This window comes from Paenibacillus ferrarius, assembly GCF_002027705.1.
Lineage (GTDB): Bacteria > Bacillota > Bacilli > Paenibacillales > NBRC-103111 > Paenibacillus_E > Paenibacillus_E ferrarius.
The window spans coordinates 142,464-162,226 of the sequence record NZ_MBTG01000016.1 but is presented as its reverse complement, the minus strand read 5'-3'; the positions used below and the strand labels follow the sequence as shown (position 1 = coordinate 162,226).

The 19,763-nt window shown below is 46.9% G+C and carries 20 protein-coding genes, 1 pseudogene and 1 riboswitch; of the genes and pseudogenes, 17 read left to right on the top strand and 4 right to left on the bottom strand.

The features are described from left to right. The first annotated feature begins 125 nt into the window (after positions 1 to 125). From BC351_RS42305 to BC351_RS18975, 12 genes are all read left to right on the top strand, one after another. Complete coding sequence (locus tag BC351_RS42305; protein WP_158082142.1) at positions 126 to 290, top strand: hypothetical protein; 165 nt, start codon at positions 126 to 128, stop codon at positions 288 to 290. 263 nt (positions 291 to 553) lie between these two features. Further along, positions 554 to 841 carry a hypothetical protein gene (locus BC351_RS19020; protein ID WP_144028454.1) on the top strand — a complete coding sequence of 96 codons (288 nt, stop codon included), beginning with the start codon at positions 554 to 556 and terminating at the stop codon, positions 839 to 841. A gap of 40 nt (positions 842 to 881) precedes the next feature. Further along, positions 882 to 1,004: a hypothetical protein gene (locus BC351_RS43935; RefSeq protein ID WP_279628346.1), complete on the top strand. Its 123-nt coding sequence runs from the start codon at positions 882 to 884 to the stop codon at positions 1,002 to 1,004. Between the two features lie 111 nt (positions 1,005 to 1,115). Next, entirely contained in the window at positions 1,116 to 1,382 is a 267-nt protein-coding gene (locus BC351_RS19015; protein WP_079414315.1) for a hypothetical protein, read from the top strand. A gap of 411 nt (positions 1,383 to 1,793) precedes the next feature. Beyond that, positions 1,794 to 2,474 (top strand): response regulator transcription factor, encoded by a 681-nt coding sequence (locus tag BC351_RS19010; RefSeq protein ID WP_079414314.1) that lies wholly within the window; start codon positions 1,794 to 1,796, stop codon positions 2,472 to 2,474. Next, on the top strand, positions 2,471 to 3,832 hold the full coding sequence (locus BC351_RS19005) for a HAMP domain-containing sensor histidine kinase (RefSeq protein ID WP_079414313.1): 1,362 nt from the start codon (positions 2,471 to 2,473) through the stop codon (positions 3,830 to 3,832). The genes BC351_RS19010 and BC351_RS19005 overlap by 4 nt, the downstream gene beginning before the upstream one ends. 145 nt (positions 3,833 to 3,977) lie before the next feature. Next, positions 3,978 to 5,675 carry a S41 family peptidase gene (locus tag BC351_RS19000; RefSeq protein WP_079414312.1) on the top strand — a complete coding sequence of 566 codons (1,698 nt, stop codon included), beginning with the start codon at positions 3,978 to 3,980 and terminating at the stop codon, positions 5,673 to 5,675. Between the two features lie 94 nt (positions 5,676 to 5,769). Further along, complete coding sequence (ybaK, locus tag BC351_RS18995) at positions 5,770 to 6,246, top strand: Cys-tRNA(Pro) deacylase (protein ID WP_079414311.1); 477 nt, start codon at positions 5,770 to 5,772, stop codon at positions 6,244 to 6,246. Positions 6,247 to 6,556: 310 nt separating this feature from the next. Then, positions 6,557 to 6,991 (top strand): YciI family protein, encoded by a 435-nt coding sequence (locus BC351_RS18990; RefSeq protein ID WP_079414310.1) that lies wholly within the window; start codon positions 6,557 to 6,559, stop codon positions 6,989 to 6,991. Then, entirely contained in the window at positions 6,988 to 8,232 is a 1,245-nt protein-coding gene (locus tag BC351_RS18985) for an RNA polymerase sigma factor (RefSeq protein ID WP_425270932.1), read from the top strand. Before BC351_RS18990 ends, BC351_RS18985 begins: the two co-directional genes overlap by 4 nt. Before the next feature lie 101 nt (positions 8,233 to 8,333). After that, on the top strand, positions 8,334 to 8,795 hold the full coding sequence (locus BC351_RS18980; protein WP_079414308.1) for a YciI family protein: 462 nt from the start codon (positions 8,334 to 8,336) through the stop codon (positions 8,793 to 8,795). Positions 8,796 to 8,798: 3 nt separating this feature from the next. After that, positions 8,799 to 9,140, top strand: a complete 342-nt coding sequence (locus BC351_RS18975; RefSeq protein WP_079414307.1) for a DUF1801 domain-containing protein — start codon at positions 8,799 to 8,801, stop codon at positions 9,138 to 9,140. Positions 9,141 to 9,263: 123 nt separating this feature from the next. Here BC351_RS18975 and BC351_RS18970 read toward each other — a convergent pair whose 3' ends face one another. From BC351_RS18970 to BC351_RS18960, 3 genes are read right to left on the bottom strand one after another with little or no spacing between them, the layout of a single operon-like run. Next, positions 9,264 to 10,391 (bottom strand): Ger(x)C family spore germination protein, encoded by a 1,128-nt coding sequence (locus BC351_RS18970; RefSeq protein ID WP_158082141.1) that lies wholly within the window; start codon positions 10,389 to 10,391, stop codon positions 9,264 to 9,266. Between the two features lie 24 nt (positions 10,392 to 10,415). Next, positions 10,416 to 11,525, bottom strand: a complete 1,110-nt coding sequence (locus BC351_RS18965; protein ID WP_079414305.1) for a GerAB/ArcD/ProY family transporter — start codon at positions 11,523 to 11,525, stop codon at positions 10,416 to 10,418. A 14-nt stretch (positions 11,526 to 11,539) separates the two neighbouring features. Next, positions 11,540 to 13,006 carry a spore germination protein gene (locus BC351_RS18960; RefSeq protein ID WP_244209091.1) on the bottom strand — a complete coding sequence of 489 codons (1,467 nt, stop codon included), beginning with the start codon at positions 13,004 to 13,006 and terminating at the stop codon, positions 11,540 to 11,542. Positions 13,007 to 13,155: 149 nt separating this feature from the next. Here BC351_RS18960 and BC351_RS18955 point away from each other — a divergent pair, with 149 nt between their 5' ends. Continuing rightward, the gene (locus BC351_RS18955; RefSeq protein ID WP_079414303.1) at positions 13,156 to 14,250 is read left to right on the top strand and encodes a GGDEF domain-containing protein; all 1,095 of its coding nucleotides are present in this window, start codon (positions 13,156 to 13,158) and stop codon (positions 14,248 to 14,250) included. Positions 14,251 to 14,266: 16 nt separating this feature from the next. Beyond that, a pseudogene (locus tag BC351_RS43475) lies at positions 14,267 to 14,392 on the top strand (deaminase); the annotation flags it as partial. A 10-nt stretch (positions 14,393 to 14,402) separates the two neighbouring features. Here BC351_RS43475 and BC351_RS18945 read toward each other — a convergent pair. Then, on the bottom strand, positions 14,403 to 15,482 hold the full coding sequence (locus tag BC351_RS18945; RefSeq protein WP_244209090.1) for a GGDEF domain-containing protein: 1,080 nt from the start codon (positions 15,480 to 15,482) through the stop codon (positions 14,403 to 14,405). Positions 15,483 to 15,597: 115 nt separating this feature from the next. Next, positions 15,598 to 15,697, top strand: a riboswitch (purine riboswitch). A 97-nt stretch (positions 15,698 to 15,794) separates the two neighbouring features. Between BC351_RS18945 and BC351_RS18940 the strand changes: the two genes are divergently transcribed. The 3 genes from BC351_RS18940 to BC351_RS18930 all read left to right on the top strand — a co-directional run bounded on the left by BC351_RS18940 (position 15,795) and on the right by BC351_RS18930 (position 19,565). Continuing rightward, positions 15,795 to 16,970 carry an MFS transporter gene (locus BC351_RS18940; protein ID WP_079414302.1) on the top strand — a complete coding sequence of 392 codons (1,176 nt, stop codon included), beginning with the start codon at positions 15,795 to 15,797 and terminating at the stop codon, positions 16,968 to 16,970. Positions 16,971 to 17,021: 51 nt separating this feature from the next. Then, on the top strand, positions 17,022 to 17,729 hold the full coding sequence (deoD, locus tag BC351_RS18935) for a purine-nucleoside phosphorylase (protein ID WP_079414301.1): 708 nt from the start codon (positions 17,022 to 17,024) through the stop codon (positions 17,727 to 17,729). A 333-nt stretch (positions 17,730 to 18,062) separates the two neighbouring features. Next, entirely contained in the window at positions 18,063 to 19,565 is a 1,503-nt protein-coding gene (locus tag BC351_RS18930; protein ID WP_079414300.1) for an MDR family MFS transporter, read from the top strand. Positions 19,566 to 19,763 lie beyond the last annotated feature (198 nt).

Here is a 19,763-nt window from a genome sequence, read left to right as displayed (position 1 = left end):
GTCTCGCCGCGTGAAAGAGGCTGCATGGCTGCGAAAGCAGGGTGAGCCAGCGGAAAAGGCTGTCTCGCCACGGGAAAGAGCCTGCATGGCTGCGAAAGCAAGGTGAGCCAGCGGAAAAGGAGGGCTTGCCACGGGAAAGAGGCTGCATGGCTGGCGAAAGCAAGCTGAGCCCATGGAAAAGGCGGGCTTGCCACGCGAAAGAGGCTGCATGGCGGCGAAAGCAGGCTGAGCCAGCGGAAAAGGCGGGCTCGCCGCATGAAAGAGGCCTCATGGCTGCGAAAGCAGGCTGAGTCCGCGGAAAAGACCGTCTCGCCACGAGAAAGAGGCTGCATGGCTGCGAAAGCAGGCTGAGTCCGCGGAAAAGGCGGGCTTGCCACGCGAAAGAGGCTGCATGGCTGCGAAAGCAAGGTGAGCCAGCGGAAAAGGCGGTCTCGCCGCGTGAAAGAGGCTGCATGGCTGCGAAAGCAAGGTGAGCCAGCGGAAAAGGCGGTCTTGCCACGGGAAAGAGCCTGCATGGCTGCGAAAGCAAGGTGAGCCAGCGGAAAAGGCGGGCTTGCCACGCGAAAGAGGCTGCATGGCTGGCGAAAGCAGGCTGAGTCCGCGAAAAAGGCGGGCTCGCCGCGTGAAAGAGGCTGCATGGCTGCGAAAGCAGGCTGAGCCAGCGGAAAAGGCGGGCTTGCCACGGGAAAGAGGCCGCATAGCCGGCGAAAGCAAGGTGAGCCAGCGGAAAAGACCGTCTCGCCGCGTGAAAGAGGGCGCATGGCTGCGAAAGCAGGCTGAGCCAGCGGAAAAGGCGGGCTTGCCACGCGAAAGAGCCTGCATGGCTGCGAAAGCAAGGTGAGCCAGCGGAAAAGGCGGGCTTGCCACGCGAAAGAGGCTGCATGGCTGGCGAAAGCAAGGTGAGCCTGCCAAAAAGGCCGTCTCGCCGCGCCGATTTTGAAAAAGCCTGCAATAGTGCAGGCTTTTTAAGCTTTTCCGTCCTGGAATCGGAAAAAGTTCTCTAAAGGATGCATTATTGCAGGCTTTTCACCTTTTTGCTTATTTTTAAGCCGAAAAGGATGCATATTCGCAGGAATTTCCCTGCTGCCAGAGACTCGCCACGCGAAAGAGGCCGCATGGCCGGCGAAAGCAAGCTGAGCCTGCCAAAAAGGCAGTCTCACCGATCGAATCAGTCGGCATCGCCACGAAAGCAAGCTGAGCCTGCCAAAAAGGCAGTCTCACCGATCGAATCAGTCGGCATGGTCGGCGAAAGCAAGCTGAGCCTGCCAAAAAGGCAGTCTCACCGATCGAATCAGTCGGCATCGCCACGAAAGCAAGCTGAGCCTGCCAAAAAGGCAGTCTCACCGATCGAATCAGTCGGCATCGCCGCGAAAGTAAGCTGAGCCTGCCAAAAAGGCAGTCTCACCGATCGAATCAGGCTGCATCGCCGCGAAAGCAAGCTGAGCCTGCCAAAAAGGCAGTCTCACCGATCGAATCAGTCGGCATCGCCACGAAAGTAATCTGAGCCCGCCAGAAAAGGCGTCTCGCCACGCCGTCAACCTCCATTTCGTATTTGACCTTCACATAAAGTTCAACTTACAATGAAAATAGATCTATAGGTTTAATAGATGTTTGTAAATAATGCCCCTGCACATAGGCAGGAGCATTTTATTTATGTCAGTCATCCCCACAAAATACATAATCATTATAGAATTAGAATGAGGTCTGCGCCCCCACCAATGAGGGTTTTATGATTGGCTGCCCTGCTGTATGATGGGTTTAGAAAAAGGTTTCCAAAAGGAGTTCAAAGTTAAATGACCAAAATACTTATTGTGGATGACGATGCGCACATTCGCGAGCTGATGAGCTTCTTTTTGCAAAATGAAGGATTTGACATTATAGAAGCAGTGAACGGAGAGGAAGCACTTGCGCTGCTGGCGGATAAGCTCGTTGAGCTTGTAATTCTTGATATTATGATGCCGCTGATGGATGGCTGGGATTTATGCAAAGAAATCCGAAAGCGAGATCCGCATATCCTTCTTTTAATGGTGACAGCCAAAGGGGAGTCGGGGCATAAGGTGAAGGGCTTTCAGTTGGGGACAGACGATTATTTAGCGAAGCCGTTTGATCCAGTGGAGCTGGTGCTGCGAGTCAAAGCGCTGTTGAAACGATCCCGGATATCCTCCTCCAAGGTGATACAACTGGGTGAGATTTTGTTGAATCTCGGAACCTACAAGGTTGTTCGCGGGGATGAAGAGCAAGCACTGCCTTTGAAAGAGTTCGAGCTGCTGTTCAAGCTGGCCAGCCATCCAGGCCAAATTTTCACAAGGGAGCAACTGATCACTCAAATTTGGGGGATGGATTACGAAGGCGACGACAGGACTGTGGATGTGCACATCAAAAGGCTGCGGCAGAGGTTTGCCAGCGATATGAAGCATTTTTACATTGAAACGGCGCGCGGTCTCGGCTACAGACTTGTGGTTAATGCAGGATGAAGAGCCTATATGTCCGTGTTGTGCTGACCTTTTTGGCTGCAATTGTCATCGGCTTAATCTCCTCCTTCATTATCGGAGTCGCCATCTTTCAAAAAGAGTTAAATGAAGTGGGACAAAACGATATGATCAAGGTAGGCGATAACCTCGTAAGGCTTTATCAGCAAACGCAGCCTCAGGATCTGGATTCGTTCATGGAGAAGGCATCCGAGTTGACGGTGTATCCGGTGCAAGTTTATTCGGCCTCAGGCGAAATGAAATTATTCGGGTCCGACAAAGGGCAGGCTGTTGGGATTGATTGGGAGACTATTCAACATGTGCTGAAAGGCGAGCAGTACCGCTCGAAGGTTAAAGCGCAAGGGACGATCTACGTTGGGCTTCCTTTTGTGCTTGGGGGTCAGGACTATGCCCTCTTCCTGCAGTCGTCCTCCAAAAATGAGAAGACCCTAAACCGGTTCTTGATTACAATTTTGCTGCTTGTGCTCGTGATAGGAAGCTTGTGTATTGTTATTGCCGCCCGATTTTTGGTAAGGCCGCTTAAATTATTGACGAAAGCAACCAAACGACTCGCTAGGGGCGATTTCGATGTAGAATTAAAGCTGAAGCGAAAAGACGAATTAGGGATTCTTGCCCGAAGCTTCAACGAGACAGCCCGCGAGCTTAAGCAGCTGGAGACGATGCGTCAGGATTTTGTTTCGAATGTCTCTCATGAGATTCAATCGCCGTTAACGTCCATTTCGGGCTTTGCGAAAGCGCTCAAGCTCGACCACCTCGTAACACCGGAGAATCGGGGACGGTATTTGGATATCATTTTGAAGGAAAGCGATAGACTGTCTCGGCTTAGCGATAATTTACTCAAGCTTGCTTCTCTGGAATCGAAGCATCATCCTTTTGTGGCCAAAACGTTCAACCTTGATGAACAAATCAGGCAGGTGGTGGTATCGTGCGAGCCGTTGTGGTCTGCCAAACATATTCGGGTTGACCTGCGGCTGCCGCTTGCCGCGAAAATCACGGCTGATCCCGACCAGCTCAATCAAGTGTGGATTAACCTGCTTGGGAACAGCATCAAATTCACGCCTGACAATGGAACGATTCGTATCGAACTCATCGCCAATACCCATTCATATACGGTCGTCATTAAGGACTCAGGGATTGGTATTACGCCGGAGGAATTGAACCATATTTTTGTGCGCTTTTACAAAACGGATCGATCGCGCAACAGCATAGGCAGCGGTCTAGGTCTCGCTATTGTGAAGCAAATTGTTTTACACCATCATGGCAACATTGAAGTAGAAAGCACAGTCGGACAAGGTACGAAGTTCACCATACATATACCGAGCTCTCGGCCAAATACGCGTTGAACGAAAACCGGCACCTGATGGCGCCGGTATTTTTGGCATGATTTAATAATTAAATTCCATTAATAGCCAAACGCGTTCACGCTCCGTTCACATTTCTTTTCTAAGCTTTATGAGTAACGTAAGCCTCATATGAAGGAGATGACGAATGAGCATGGTAGGAGATCTATTTGGTTCATTGAAGTGGTTCACTGTGTATGACCTGCTGTTATTTGCAATCAATTTGATTCTTTTAGTGTGGTATGCAGTACCTATTCAAAAATATGTCAGATGGTTAGATTTTTTGCCTAGCGCAGGCCTCCTTATTGCGATAGCAAGTGTGTTAAATGGTGACACGACCATACTGGCGTTATCGCTCTACGCAGTGACCGCGATACTTTTCTTATGTACGGTCAAGAAAGTAATTAGACCGGTTCGTCGCATCCCCATGCCCAAATACAGGGTTTTAAGAATCGTCCTATGTTTATTCGGTATTCTCTCTCTTGCCCTATCGCTGATGCTGGCGGGTGAGTCGCGTTTCAATCCGGTGAGCCATTTTAGTACACTGAGCTATTCCCAAGCCTTTGTACAATTGAACGAGCGGCTCTCCCGAGAATACCCATTTGGGGATTGGAAAAAGGTAGACTGGACGGCAATGAAAGATAAGTATGAACCCTTATTTCAACAAGCAGAGCAAGAAAAGAACAAAGATTTATACTATAAAACGTTAAGATCGTATCTGTATTCTTTTCGAGACGGGCATGTCAAAATCATGAATGAGAAATTGTACGATGACAATCAGGCTTTCAAACAAGAAGTCGGCGGCGGCGTTGGTCTTAGTACGATTCAATTAGATCAAGGCAAGGTATTGGTCAATTTGCTTTTAGCGGGCAGCCCCGCTGAACAAAGCGGCATCCAGCTTGGCGCGGAGATCATTTCTTGGGATGGAAAAGAGGCGAGTGAAGCTTATCGTGCCTCCTACTGGAGCGAAAACCCGATGGCTACGGAAGGGGACCAGCTTCAGAATCAAGGACGATTCATGGCGAGAGCCCCGATTGGAAAAGAGATCCAGGTTGCTTTTAAAAATAAAGGTGACAATGAAATAAAAAAAGCAACATTAAAGGCGTATGACGATAATTATGAGACGCTGAAGAAAACAAAAGTTAAATTAAATAAAACGGATGCGCCGGTGGAAGGCGAAGTTCTAAGCAACGGATATGGTTATGTGAAGATCAGATATTTTCTTCCAGGCACGACCATGTCTAATCCGGATAAAGTGTTGGGAGATAAACTGAAAGAGTTTCAGGCAAAGCAAATAAAAGGCTTGATTATTGATGTTCGTGACAATCCTGGGGGAAGTGATGACCTCGTTACTGCGATGGCAGGTTATTTGGTGAATAAGCCGAAGTTTTATGAATATGTAAGCTATTACAATCGGATGGCTGGAAAATTTGAAATTAATGCCAATGAAACTCGCACAATCAAACCCGTAGAGCCTTATTATGGCGGTAAGATAGCTATATTGATCAATCAACGCACGGGAAGTTCGGGAGAAGGCTTGCCGATCGCGGCAAAGGGCCTGCCCAATGTCCGAATTGTTGGATTTACGTCTACAAATGGATCATTTGGCGTTGTGACAAGTCCTATTCAAGTTGAAATGCCGGAAGGTTACGTCCTGCAACTGCCGGATGGCAGATCGCTAAATCAAGAGAAAAGGATTCAAGGAGATAGTGACGACAAGGGGCAAGGCGGAGCAATTCCTGATATCAAAATTCCGTTAAATGAGCAAACTTTTGAAGACAAATATGTTCGAGGACAGGATGTTGAGCTGAACTATGCGATTCAAGCTTTGGAAAGCATGAAGTAGAATTGCCCAAAGCTTGAACAAGTAATTGGTAATTGTCTAATTCCTTGATATAGTTAATTTTAAAATCAATAAAACAGCACGAAAGAGGTCAACGATGTCAATCAAAACGAATGCCTGCCGAATACTCGATTCTTTACATATGCCATACACGCTGCACGAATACGATTGGGATGAAAATCAGTTGGATGCAGCAACCGTGGCGGTTAAAGTTGGCTTGCAGACCAGCCAGTTGTTCAAAACCCTCGTTCTGAGAGGGGATAAATCCGGTGTCATAGCAGCCTGCATTCCTGGAGATCAGGAGTTGAATCTGAAGAGTCTGGCTTCAGCGAGTGGCAATAAGAAAGTTGAAATGGTGTCAGTGAAAGAAATTCAATCTCTTACAGGCTATATACGGGGTGGTGTCTCACCCCTCGGCATGAAGAAAAAGTATCCTTTTTACTTGCATTCATCCGTCAAATCAATGGAGCTTGTTAGTATTAGCGGCGGTCGCCGTGGGTTGCAAATTTTCCTGAGCGGGACAGATCTAGCAGCAGCTTCCGAGGGGCACCTTGTCGATATTGCTTATAGCTGAAGCGAATTTCTATTTAGTGGCTAGAATAAAGCAAGTATATATTACTATATCGTCTCTTTATTTGACGACAATACCTGCCTCTATACGTGGTCGCTCCTTTTGGAGTGGCTTCGATAGAGGTTTTCTTATGACCAGAGATATCGTTGAAAAGGGATCTGCCTCATTAATGACGAATGAATAGGCAAAAATGAAGAAATTATTTTCATGTTATGTCGATTTATTTGGTGTGTATTCGTCATGTATATAGCAGCGTGCCAATGATATCAGATGGGTATGCCCAGTTTTATTTACAATTGAGGAGGAAAATACGATGAGATTCATGATGATCGTTAAAGCAACAGCAGATTCTGAGGGGGGGGTAATGCCCAGTCAAGAGCTTGTCGAAGCGATGCAGAGATACAACGAAGAACTGGTCAAAGCCGGAGTGCTTCTGGCTGCCGATGGCTTGCATGCCAGCGCGAACGCGATTCGAATTTCTTACCCGGAGCCTGGCAGCAAACCCAAAATAACGGATGGTCCTTTCACCGAGGCGAAAGAAATCATAGCCGGCTATACACTCATTGAGGTGAAATCCAGGGAAGAAGCGATAGAATGGGCGATGCGTATGCCGGACCCGCACGGTTATGGCCAAGGAGAAATCGAGCTGCGGCAAGTATTCGATCCGGCAGACCTGACTCAGGACCCGGAGACGTTGGCCAAAGAAGCGGCGCTGCGCGAACAGTTGGAAAGTCTTAAACGATCGTGAGATCTGCGGCTGCCCAGCGTATTGATGCCATTTGGCGAATTGAATCTCCCAAGCTGATTGCCGGACTGGCACGGATGGTTCGCGACGTTGGTCTCGCAGAAGACCTGGCACAGGATGCTCTTGTCATTGCACTGGAACGGTGGCCGGAGATTGGCATTCCGGACAACCCCGGTGCTTGGCTGATGACGACTGCGAAACGGCGAGCTATTGATCTGCTTCGCAGGAACAAGCTGCGCGACAAGAAGTATGAGGAGTTTGGCCGTGGCAGTGTTATGTACACCGAGCAGGACTTGGACATTGGGATGGATGGTGAGATCCGTGATGATCTTCTGCGGTTGATTTTTACAACCTGCCATCCGGTCCTGTCCCAAGACGCGCGTGTAGCGCTGACTCTGCGTCTGCTTGGCGGGCTTACGACCGATGAAATCGCGCATGCGTTTCTTGTCGCTGAATCGACGATTGCTCAGCGAATTGTGCGAGCGAAGAAGACGCTTAACGAAAAGCGGGTTGCTTTTGAAGCACCGGTAGGCGAGGAGTTTAAGGAGCGTCTATCCACCGTACTTGAGGTTATTTACCTGATGTTCAACGAAGGTTATACGGCGACTTCCGGGGGAAACTGGATTCGCCCGCTGTTGTGTCAGGATGCGCTGAGACTCGGGCGCATGTTGGCCGAAATCGCGCCCGCGGAGCCGGAAGTTCACGGACTTGTTGCGCTGATGGAGATTCAATCATCAAGGTTGAAAACGAGAATAGGCCCGCATGGAGAGCCTATCCTCCTTATGGATCAAAACCGCGCGCAATGGGATCAGCTGCTGATCCGCCGCGGTTTGATTGCGCTTGAGCGTGCCAGAGCGGTTGGACGCCCTCTAGGCCCTTATGCGCTGCAGGCGGCAATTTCCGCCTGTCATGCTCAGGCCCGCAGCGCATCGGAGACGGATTGGGCGCGCATTGCCGCCCTATACGAAGCCTTGTCGCGGGCGATGCCATCCCCAGTCGTGGAATTGAACCGGGCGGTGGCCATTGCGATGGCGTTCGGTCCGGCTTTTGGCCTGCAAATTGTTGACCATCTGATGTCTGAGCCTTCCATGAAGGGGTACCATCTGCTCCCTAGCGTTCGCGGCGACCTCCTGGCGAAATTGAACCGGATTGACGAGGCCCGACAAGAATTCGAACGTGCTGCTTCGCTGACCCACAATGAGCGCGAACGTGATCTTCTGCTGAAGCGAGCCGCTGAATTATAAATCCTTGTCGATTCCGCCCTTTCCCATTCGTCGTTCAGATAGAGAGACGGGAAGGCAGTGCTTGCCACCCGGCCTTAATCAGTACTGGGAGGGAAAGGCAATTGCGATATATGTTGATAGTGAAAGCAAACAAACATTCAGAAGCGGGTGTGAAGCCAAGCTTGGAACTCGTCGAGGCGATGGAAGCGTTCAACGAGTCTTTGGCCACAGCCGGCATACTGCTTGCTGCTGAAGGGCTGCAGCCAAGTTCAAGCGGCCTGCGCATCTCGTTTCCGGCACGAGGGTGTAAGCCGAACGTAGCCGTGGGTCCTTTTGATGGGGAGAAAGATCTGATTGCAGGATTTACATTAATTGAAGTAAAGTCCGAGGAAGAGGCAATCAAATGGGCGATGCGGATGCCGGATCCTCACGGCTATGGGGAGGGCGAAATTGAGCTTCGCCGGCTCTTCGATCCTGTGAAGCCAGATAAAGATCCGCAAAGAAGCGCGATAGAAGCCGATCTGCAAGAGCAATTAGATATGTTCAAAAAAAGCTCGCTATATAGAAGCAAACTGGAGGAATAAGATATGAATCAAGAAGTTAGTCAATTTATTGAAGCTTTAAAAGAACCGTGGCAAGCAGAGCTGTGTTTTCGTCTTCGCGATGTTGTTTATGAAGCGATTCCAGACGTTCAGGAGCGCATTCAATATAAAAAGCCGCATTTTTTGAAAAATGGCAAATATGCTGCTGTTATTTCAACATCCAAAGACGCAGTCAGCTTCACCATTTTTAATGCAAGTGAACTGAATGTTCCTGAAGGACTATTTGAAGGCCCGCCAGAAAGAAAAACAATCAAACTGCGGCAAGGGCAGGCAGTCGATGCGAGTCTGCTCGCTGCGTTGGTAAGCCAAGCGTCAGCAGCCCTTTGATTTGCTTTATAGGCGATATGCCGAACCGAGCCAGCCGAAAACGCCGTCTCAGAGGCAGAGAAGCCGCACCCCCCACCGAGCCTGCCAAAAAGGCAGTCTCGCCCTCCGTGTATGGTTCAGTTTTCACTCAATAGCACCGGTATGTCTCAATTTGAAATTGACCCGAACGTTAATTTTCGCCTCTTTGAACATGGGGTGCCATTTGTCTTTGGTTAGCTTTGAATTTCTTACTTTACTCCGATAAATTTCGCCGAAGCCGACAGCATCAGCCTCATGTTTCTGTAAACTGGCCATGAAGGTTTCTATTTCCTCTTTCAATTTTTTGCCGATTTCATTTTCTAATGCGGTTATAGCTTCAGGCTTATCGAAGGAATAAGGGGTCGAAATTTCTTGGAGATCTCCGAACATGGACACGGATACGGTGAATTCTGGAGTCTTCGAATCAAGGAGTTTAATTTTACTGCTGCTTTTCACCGTACCGAACACAATTTTGACCTCATTCTCTTTACCTGAATGCTTCAGGTACTTCGTCAAAGGTTCAGCATCTGTTGCGAGTTCAAAGTATCCCGGCTTCCTGGTATTGAGCAGTAATTTAAGCAGATATCCTTGTCGCGGAGAAGCTTCATGAACCATATGGCCATCATGAAACAAAGCCAAGCCTTTGATATATACCTCATTCCCCCGCCGTTTCAGCAAAGGAACGACGGGATCTTTGCCTTCACTGTAATAATCACGAAGAAAGTCTTGGATGGTTGGGGAAGGCAGTTCTTCTCTCTCCGAGTTTTGTTTTAAGTTCTCATAGAGATACATGCCGATATTCGATATTTCCCGATAACGGTGGGTTAAAATGTGCGAAGCTTCCTCATCGCTTACGCAGAGGTAAATCATATCACCGAGCGTTGGGTCGCGGGACAACGTATCCACTAGATCAATAATTCCTTTGGAGGCAAGTTTTTTGCCGTACATCACGACCCGCACCTGTCCGCCGACCAAATATTTGCTTAGCTCTCGATTCGAAGAAATGCGCGAGCCTCTACTGGTGAAGGCCGTACTGGCGACGACCTGCGTCTTTTCTCTAGCACTCGGATCGATTTTTTGCAAGACCGATGTTGTAAGGATGCGTTCATTTTCAAGAGAATCATATCCAATAATAATGCTGAGCGCCAAGTTCTCTAAAATGAACGGCTTGACACATCCTGAGAACAAAACAACGATGCACAACAAGAAAGATAGACAAAGTGATCTTCTCACGCCTTTCACTCCTCGAGAGTAATTCTAGCGATGAACGGTTCTCTTCTTAAGGGCATGTACGGTTTTCACGAATAGATAAAGAAGGGAGGGATATAGAAAGATCACATAGGTCGATACCGAGTTCAAGATGGAGTTCATCTTATATATTTGTCCGTGCTCTTGAAACAGAAAGGAGCATGCGAACAGCAGAGCGCAGAATACGGCTAATGATCGCTTTTGATTTTGCTGAAAAACACGCTTCATGCCACGCAGGATGACCCATGTAAACAACATTAAGTTGCAGACAAGGATAAGCATCCAGAGCGGAATTGCGATGAATTCGAATCGTTCCAGAAACGGGAACCGGATGATTTTCAAAAAACTAAAAGTCGCCCAAATCGTTTTTGGCATCTGATTTTGACTGTAATAAACAATCGACACGACCATAACGAACAAATAAAACAGGTTGCTGATAAGAACACCTATTTGAGCGTAGCGATTAGCGTTTTGTGGATCTCGAATGAACGGATACAGGAAGAAAATAACCTCGAATCCAGCTAGGGTCAGCGGCATTTTGCTAGCACCTTCTAACAACTGAGAAGGAGTGCCTTCCATGATAGGAAGGAGAAAGCTCCACTGGGCATGCCTCACAGCTGCATAGTAAAATAGTGTGGTCAGAATCCAGCAACCGAAACCAAACAAGCACAGCCCAATAATCACGCGAATTCCGCCAGTCAAGCCATAGGCAATTAAGGCAATAAGAAGCAGCATAAGGAGCCATGTCGGGAAATCGGGAAATATCCACGACTGAACGGTTTCTATATAGGTGCGGGAGATTGTCAAGACATAGAACGCGAAATACATCATGAACAGGAGACTAAACAACCTTCCTACCCATTTGCCGAATAAGGCATGATGAATGCCGAACAAGTCCGCAGAATCATAATGCGCTAGTATTCGAATCATTAACCAGATGGAAAGGTGTGCAGCTAAACCAGCTATAATAACCGAAATCCAGGCATCATGACCGGCAGATTTAAAAATGACTCGCTGGAATCCGAGCACGCCAACGCTCAATTGGGCCTTGCTGATTACGAAAACAAGCAAGAATGCTTGAAACAGTAACCCTTGCCTCGGTTTATCCGAGATTTTCATTGCTCATCACCCGTCTACTCGTCGATATCTTTTTTCTGCTTCGCTTGGTCCCTATCGAATCTTTGCTTATTCGGCGTGCGTGTAAAGGTAGAACGCGCGGAAAGCGATGGAAAGGGAAGCCGGAAGACAGTATCCATCATGTCTCTCCAGCGCGGGGGAAAGATGGGATGCATATACGGATGTCCAAGACTCGTTTGACGTATCAGATGGATGAGTACTAAACAAATCGTGAAAACAATGCCGATTCCACCCCAAATGCCAGCGGCAATAATCATCGGAAAACGAACGAATCGGATACTAATGCCCATTAAGTAAATAGGTGTGGTAAATGAGGACAGGGCAGCCAAAGCGACAAGCATAATTAAAATGTTGCTCGTAAACCCGGCCTGAACCGCCGCTTGTCCGATAACGATACCACCCACAATGCCCATCGTTTGTCCAACCTTGGTTGGCAGTCTAGCCCCTGCTTCGCGTAGAAGCTCGATGGTCACTTCTAGAAATAGCGATTCAAACAAAGGCGGGAAAGGTACTTTGGAACGCGACTGTGCCAAAGGAACAAGCAGGCTGGGAGGAATGGTCTCATAGTGAAATGTTAATGCTGCGACATAAGCAGGGGTCATCAGGATCGAGATGAAAATGGCGAAAAATCGCAATCCTCTGATGAACATGGCAATATTCCAAGACAAGTAATGATCTTCCGGTGACTTGAAGAAATCAAGGAAGGTACTTGGTCCTACAATCGCGAAATTGCTGCCATTAACAAGGAGAGCTACTTTGCCCTCCAATAAACTGAAGCTGACACGATCGGGCCGTTCGGTCAGTATCAATTGAGGAAAGATCGACATCGAATTATCTTCAATAAGCTGTACCAGCACGGAACTGCCGATAACGCCGTCTATCTTGAGGTCAGCAATACGCTGACGCAGCGTATTGACGGTCTGCTCTTCAGCCACATCCTTCAAGTACAGCAATTGCACCTGAGTCCTCGTAAGTTCACCAATTTCGAGTGATTCATTACACAGATTTTCATGGGCAATATAGCTGCGAACGATACCCAGATTCGTCTCCAGAGATTCGGTGAAGCCGATCTGAGGCCCGATCACATTCGTTTCGATTTCGGCTATGGATGGCGTTCGATTGGGCTGCTTCGCGGTGTTGACCAATATGGCATCCGAATAGCCAACTTTATAGACGATTGTCCAACCACGCAGCAGCAAGGTCATGGCCGGCTCCATTTCACAAGTAAGCTCCGTTTGGCCGACCGGGATTAATTGGGCAAGCCCCTCCATGGAGAAGGGGGCAAGCCGGATTTGCTGCAGCGAGCCGAGAAGTTGATGGTTAACGAGATTGGAGTCAATTAAATTACAGAAATAAATGAGCGTAAGGCCATCATTAGCATGCTTCACGACAAGATCCGAACAATTATGGAGCAGCCTTTTCAAGGATTCCTCGAAAAGATCAACTGAACCTGGGAGATTCATACACATCACCTTTTACCGTAGTATCCATAATTTACCCTTGTTTTATGCATATAAGAGCCTTAAATATCACACCCGTGTGTGAAAAAGACAGCCACAACCTAATAAACTCTTGACATGTTGGTGCTAAGATAGAAAAAGGGGGTGGCTATATGACTAACACTATACTTGGTACATTTCAAGATTTGATTGCCAATTTCGCCATAGTTACAGCTTATTTGTTTCTAACGAGCCAAATTATCTTTAAGAACAGGAATCTGGATGCGAGTGCGTCATGGAGCACGAAAGTTCTGTTAGGTTTAGTCGCTGGTCTGTTAGGGAGTATATTAATGGTCTTTACTGTTGAATTTGATGGAACAATTCTCGATTTTAGACAGCTTGCCGTTGTATTCTCAGCGCTTTTCGGAGGTATTTATGCTTCCCTTATCACGGGCTTGATTATCTCCCTAATGAGGTTGTTGTATTTTGGTGTCATCAGCCATTCAGCGATTGTAGCCGCTTCCACTACCATTGTCATTGCGGCAGTGCTTGGTGTTATATGTATGATGAAATTGACATTTTGGAGAAAATGGATTTATGCGCTCATTGTCTGTAATGTTCTGACAGCCATTGCGTTTTACATAAACATGGGAATGAAGGGTACTTTGCCGGTGGTCATTTATATGATTATGATGACGATTGGAGGATTAATTTCTGGGCATTTGACGGCCTTTCTTATCAAAGCGAAATCCCATTTTCAACGGATGGAAAGGGCTGCAACCTTTGATTTCCTAACAGAATTAAATAACCATCGAACATTTGATGAGGTGTTCAATGCTTCGATGGAGAAAGCAATGGAGAAGAATGAAACCTTGTCCTTGCTGATGATAGATATTGACCATTTCAAGAAGATCAATGATACATACGGACATTCAAATGGGGATATCGTGTTAAAGCAGTTTGGCAAATTATTGAAAGAGACCTCACGTTCTTTTGATATCGTGTCGAGGAATGGAGGAGAGGAGTTTTCCGTCTTGCTTTATGATCTGCCGCACAAGCACGCGCTGGTCGTTGGGAATCGTATCCGAAGTGCCATCAGCAAACATGAATTCGTCCTTCATGATGGTCATGGAATCCAGATTACAGTTTCAATCGGGGCTGCGACATATCCAGATACGAAGGAAGAGCTTATTGAGCAAGCAGATAAGGCGCTGTATAAGGCCAAAATGGATGGCAGGAATCGGGTTTGTTCGAATCAAGAAGTCTGAAGGCGTGCAAGTGTGACCGAAGGTCGGGGATACAGCTAGCTTTGTTTTGGTACAAGCAAGCTGCTCGGCGGAAGCGGTCGCGCGGCGAGCAGCTCGCCAGGCGGTCTGGTATCAAGGACGCCTCGTGAGCGGTTCGGTATAAATGTAAGTGGTTAGGTGACGATTTTATTTTTACCGGTACGTTTGGCTTTGTATAGATTGATGTCAGCCCTCTCAAAGAGGGCTTCTTTGCTCATCGCAGGTTCATAGCTTGTGATTCCTATGCTGATGGTTACGCTTGTTCCAGCCATCTCCTCATGCTGCAAGCTGAACACGGTGGCCCGAATCGTTTCGACAAGCTTAAGCGCTTTATCGAAGTTGGTTTCAAACAACAGGAGGGCAAATTCTTCGCCTCCGTATCGTGCAGCAATATCGTTCGGTGTAATTGTTTCTTTGATGACTTTGGCGACGCGTGCAAGGACAACATCTCCAACTAGATGCCCGTATGTATCATTGATGGTTTTGAAGTTGTCGATGTCTATTAAAGCAAGAAAAAATGAGGAACTGCGATCGCCCCCATATGCCATGGCTATGTCGAAATGTTCATAGAAAGATGCTTGATTATACAAATTAGTGAGTGAATCCATCTTAGCTTGCTTACGTATAACGGCATATTGAATCATTAATTCTTGCTTCGCTGTCATTGTGTGCCGCAAGGCTTCCTGTAGTTCACGCCCTCTGATCATAATGATAGAAGCAAGCAATGTGCATAGACCAAGAAAGCAGGGGATCGCAACTACATCGAAGTTAGATAAGTGGTTGCGGTAACTTTCGTCTGTAATGTATACAAAGAGAAACCCGACCAGTTGTAAAATGGCAGAGAACAAAGTTAATCGAATGCGATAAAAAATGACGGAAACAAAAATCGGCAGTAAAAAAAGAGCCGAAATAATACGAATGTCCGTGTTTAACTTGATGATAAGGATAGCTAAAATCGTACCGGCGATTAATAGCGTATGGAAGGAATACTTTTTCATGGCTTTATTGACGACCCAGCCGAGGCTTACGGTTAGACTCATTTTGAGAGTCGGGTAGAGCAGGACATAGAAATAAAATTCAACGGCTTGGGCATCGTAGGGCAAAAATAGATAGGAGAAAAGCTGAGCCACAAATTGTACGCCAATTATATACCAGTAGGAAATCCAAACTTTTCGGACCCATTTCATTTCTTGGTCGGTTAAATTTTGCATCATTGGTCACCTAAACATGCTTTTTTGTCAATTTTACCATAGATATTGTCGTTTAGCCTTTTCAATGTGATGCTTCCTTCAAAATAATTGATTGACTTTTTATTCACCCCATACTATTATTGCTAAATAAATTCCATACCGTATAACCTCAATGATATGGTTTGAGGGTCTCTACCAGGAACCGTAAAATCCTGATTACGAAGAAAGCGTGTATTCTGCCCTTTTTTTGTAATCAGGATTTTTTTGTTTTTTTCAGATGAATCTTGATTTAGAACCAAGGATAGAAGCCATCGGAAGAGGAGGAGATAGGTAGAAGTGAATTATAAAGTATTCATCTTGGCCATTGCTTGTTTTGTGACAGGGACAGTGGAATTGATTGTTGGAGGTATTCTCGACCTGATTTCAACGGATTTGCATATTTCAATTAGTGCGGCAGGTCAGCTGATAACCTTGTATTCCCTGACCTTTGCGCTCACAGGACCGCTGCTGCAAGCCGTTACGGTAAAGGTTGAACGGAAAAAACTTTATCTGATTGCCATATTTGTTTTTATTGTGGGGAATATTATTTCAATTGTGAGCACGAGCTATTTGATTTTGTTGTCTGCGCGAATTCTTTCCGCGGCAAGCAGCTCGCTGATTATCATTTTGTCCATCACACTGGCTTCGCAGATCGTTGAGGTGCAGTACAGAGCCAGAGCTATCGGGGTCATATATATGGGGGTAAGCGGCTCGTTGGTGTTGGGCGTTCCGCTCGGATTGCTGCTTGGCCACCAATTTGGCTGGCGCGCTCCTTTTGTGATGATAGCGATTCTTTCCATTATGTCGTTTGTGCTGATCAAAATGGGCTTGCCGCGGACACCGGCAACGGTGTCGATTCCACTGCGACAGCAGCTCGCCTCTTTGAAAAACAAAAGAATCATATTCACGCATATGATCTCTATTTTGATGCTAACTGGACATTTAACGCTGTATGCCTATTTAACACCCTTTCTACAGGAAGTACTGCATCTGGGGCCATCATCCATCAGCTTATTTTACTTCCTATTCGGCATTGCAGCGGTCTCCGGGGGTGGAATTGGCGGCTGGATTACCGACCGATTCGGACCGAAAAAAAGCATATTTTTTATTGTAAGCAGTTTTGCCGTGATGATGGTTCTTATGCCATTGGCGACAGTTTCGATTTACACTAGCGTTATTGTTATGATCCTATGGAGCTTGCTTAGCTGGTCTATTACTCCGGCTTTACAAAGTTATTTGATTCAATTAGCACCGGAGTCTTCGGACATTCAACAAAGCTTCAACAGTTCAGCATCCCATGTGGGAATTGCGCTAGGGTCAGCGATCGGCGGTATTGTTATTGAGCAATCTTCCGTTTATTATAATGCGTGGGTGGGTGTTGCTTTCGTCCTATTGGCCTTAGTTTGTGCGAGATTATCCACCAAAGATTCCCGGAAGTCTGATATAGTAGTTGAGGAACGAATGATAAATTAATGACTATGGAGGTGAATACCGTTACTTTATTTTTGGAGTAGCGGTTTGCGAATGAGTATTCATATTAATGCTAAATCAGGTGAGATTGCCGAATCTATCCTATTGCCAGGTGATCCTTTACGCGCGAAATATATCGCAGAAACATTTCTACAGGATGTGCACTGTTATAATGAGGTCAGAGGTATGCTCGGGTTTACGGGCGTGTATAAAGGAAAAAGAATCTCCGTTCAAGGGACTGGCATGGGTGTGCCCTCTATTTCCATCTATGTCACGGAATTGCTTTGCGAGTATGGAGCCAAACAACTGATTCGTGTAGGTACATGTGGGGGTATTCAGCAAGATGTTAAGGTTCGTGATGTGATCATCGCGATGACTGCAAGCACGGATTCGAGTGCCAACCAGCTGCTATTCCCAGGGTTCAGCTTTGCTCCTAGTGCGGATTTTGATCTGCTGAGGAAAGCCTACCAAGCCAGCTTGGACAAACAATTATCGGTCAAAGTAGGGAATATCCTTACGGCTGATACTTTCTATAGAGAAAGCATGGAACCTGTCAAAAAATTGGCTGAATATGGCGTCCTTGCTGTCGAGATGGAGTCTTCGGCGTTATATACACTAGCTGCGAAGCATCAAGCTAAAGCCTTGTCCATTCTTACGGTAAGCGACCACTTGTTTAGTGGCGAAGCGGACACAACGGCGGAAGAACGTCAAACGACGTTTAACGACATGATCGTTGTCGCGCTTGAGACGGCTATTCAATAACGATAAAAATCAAGCAAGCTGGCATCGGTATTTAACCGGTGTCAGCTTTTTTAAATTATTGGGGAGCGGCTGACTAAAGCGCTGCTTGATTAAGTTCATATGTTTTTTGTAAAGACTAATCATATCTCTAGAATTAAACCCGACTAAGCAAGCCGCGAGGTGGGGGCGTTTTCCTTTACCCAAGGACCGGTCCCGAAGACTTTAGGGCCGCATTGACAAATGATGCATATTTCGTTAGCATCATGGTATTACGGACAATTGTCCGTAATATGACAAGGGAGAGACAGAGACAGACAGACAGAGAAGGATGCTTTAATCGGATGGAGGGAACACATGTCTTCAGATAAATCATTAGCAGAAAAAGAAGCTCCGTTTTCAATGCGCAGCATTTTAGGACCATTGATCGCAATTGTTGTTGGGATTTTCATGGTTATTTTGGATGGAACGGCGGTTAACGTTGCTCTTCCCAAGCTGCAGGAAGAATTCAAATTACTGAACTTGTCCTTGGTACAATGGACCGTAATCGGATATGCGCTGGCGCAAGCCGCGGTCATTCCGTTAGCGGGCTGGCTTTCCGACAGATTTGGCGCCAAGAAAATATTTCTGATCTCCGTAGGTCTGTTCACGATTGGCTCGGGCCTATGTGCTTTGGCAAATACGGTTGAAATGTTGATTACATTCCGTATCATCCAAGGCTTAGGCGGCGGTGTTGTTGTGCCGATTGCCATGGCGTTCATTTATCGCCTTTCTCCACCGGGGAAAGTAGGGGCTGTTATGGGCATGATGGGTATTCCTATCTTGTTAGGTCCTGCGCTTGGACCTGTCGTTGCAGGCTGGTTAGTAGAATACCACAGCTGGCAGTGGATTTTCCTGATTAACCTCCCTATTGGTGTCATCGGGATTATCCTCGGAATTCGTACGCTGCCGAATATTCAAAGGCAGTCAGTTGCATCCTTGGATTTACTTGGCATGCTGTTAGGGCCTATCGCCTTCGCAGCTCTGGTATATGGCGTTTCCAGTGGGGGTATTGACCCGGTTACCGGGAAATCCACATGGACAGCACCGGAAACGCTGATCGGATCTGCCGTAGGTATCGTTGCTCTTATTTTATTCGTTATCGTGGAATTAAGACGCGATAATCCACTGCTCGAGCTTCGCGTATTCCGCTCAGGCAATTTCACCAAAGGAATCATTGTGCAATGGATTTCACAGATTGCGATGTTCGGAACGATGTTCCTTGTTCCGCTGTATTTACAACAGGCGCATGGCTATAGCCCGCTCAAAACCGGACTAATCATGCTGCCGCAAGCACTGGCATCCGGTTTGTTTATGCCAATCGGCGGCAAATTGTCAGATCGCTTCGGAGCGCGTCCGCTTGTATTGGCGGGTATGGCACTTACAACAATTTCTGCTTTATTGCTATCCAATATTTCTGGCGATTCAGGGGTAGGCACCGTTATGCTTCCGCTTGCACTGCTAGGCGCGGGAATGGGACTGTTCATGATGCCGCTGAATAACCATCTGATCCAATCCGCACCGCAGAATTTGGTTGGACGTGTAACGTCACTCACCAACGCTGCGCAGCAAGTGATGATGTCCTTCGCCATTGCGATCTTGATGACGATATTCACAACCAAAATGAAAAATGTCATGATCGAATCAGGCAAACAAAAGCCGGATTTAGACTTGTATGCTTCTTCCTTTGGCTACACATTCTTAATTCTGCTCGGTATCGCTGTTGTTGGCGGCCTGCTTGGACTTATGCTTAAGAAGCCGAAGAGAGCGGAAGGCGACTCCAAGGATGGCGCAGAAATTCCAATTATGGTAGGTCATTAGACGCAAAGAGAAACCCGCATTATCCTTCATGGATGATGCGGGTTTTCTTTGTATTTTGAGCGGGATATGACTTGTCGGAGGGGATGGTGGGCTAGCTGTAGATGGGATGTGAATGAGCTGGGTGTATGGCTTGTAGTAGATGGAGTGTGATGGAGTTGGATGTATGGCTTGTGGTAGATGGAGTGTGATGGAGTTGGA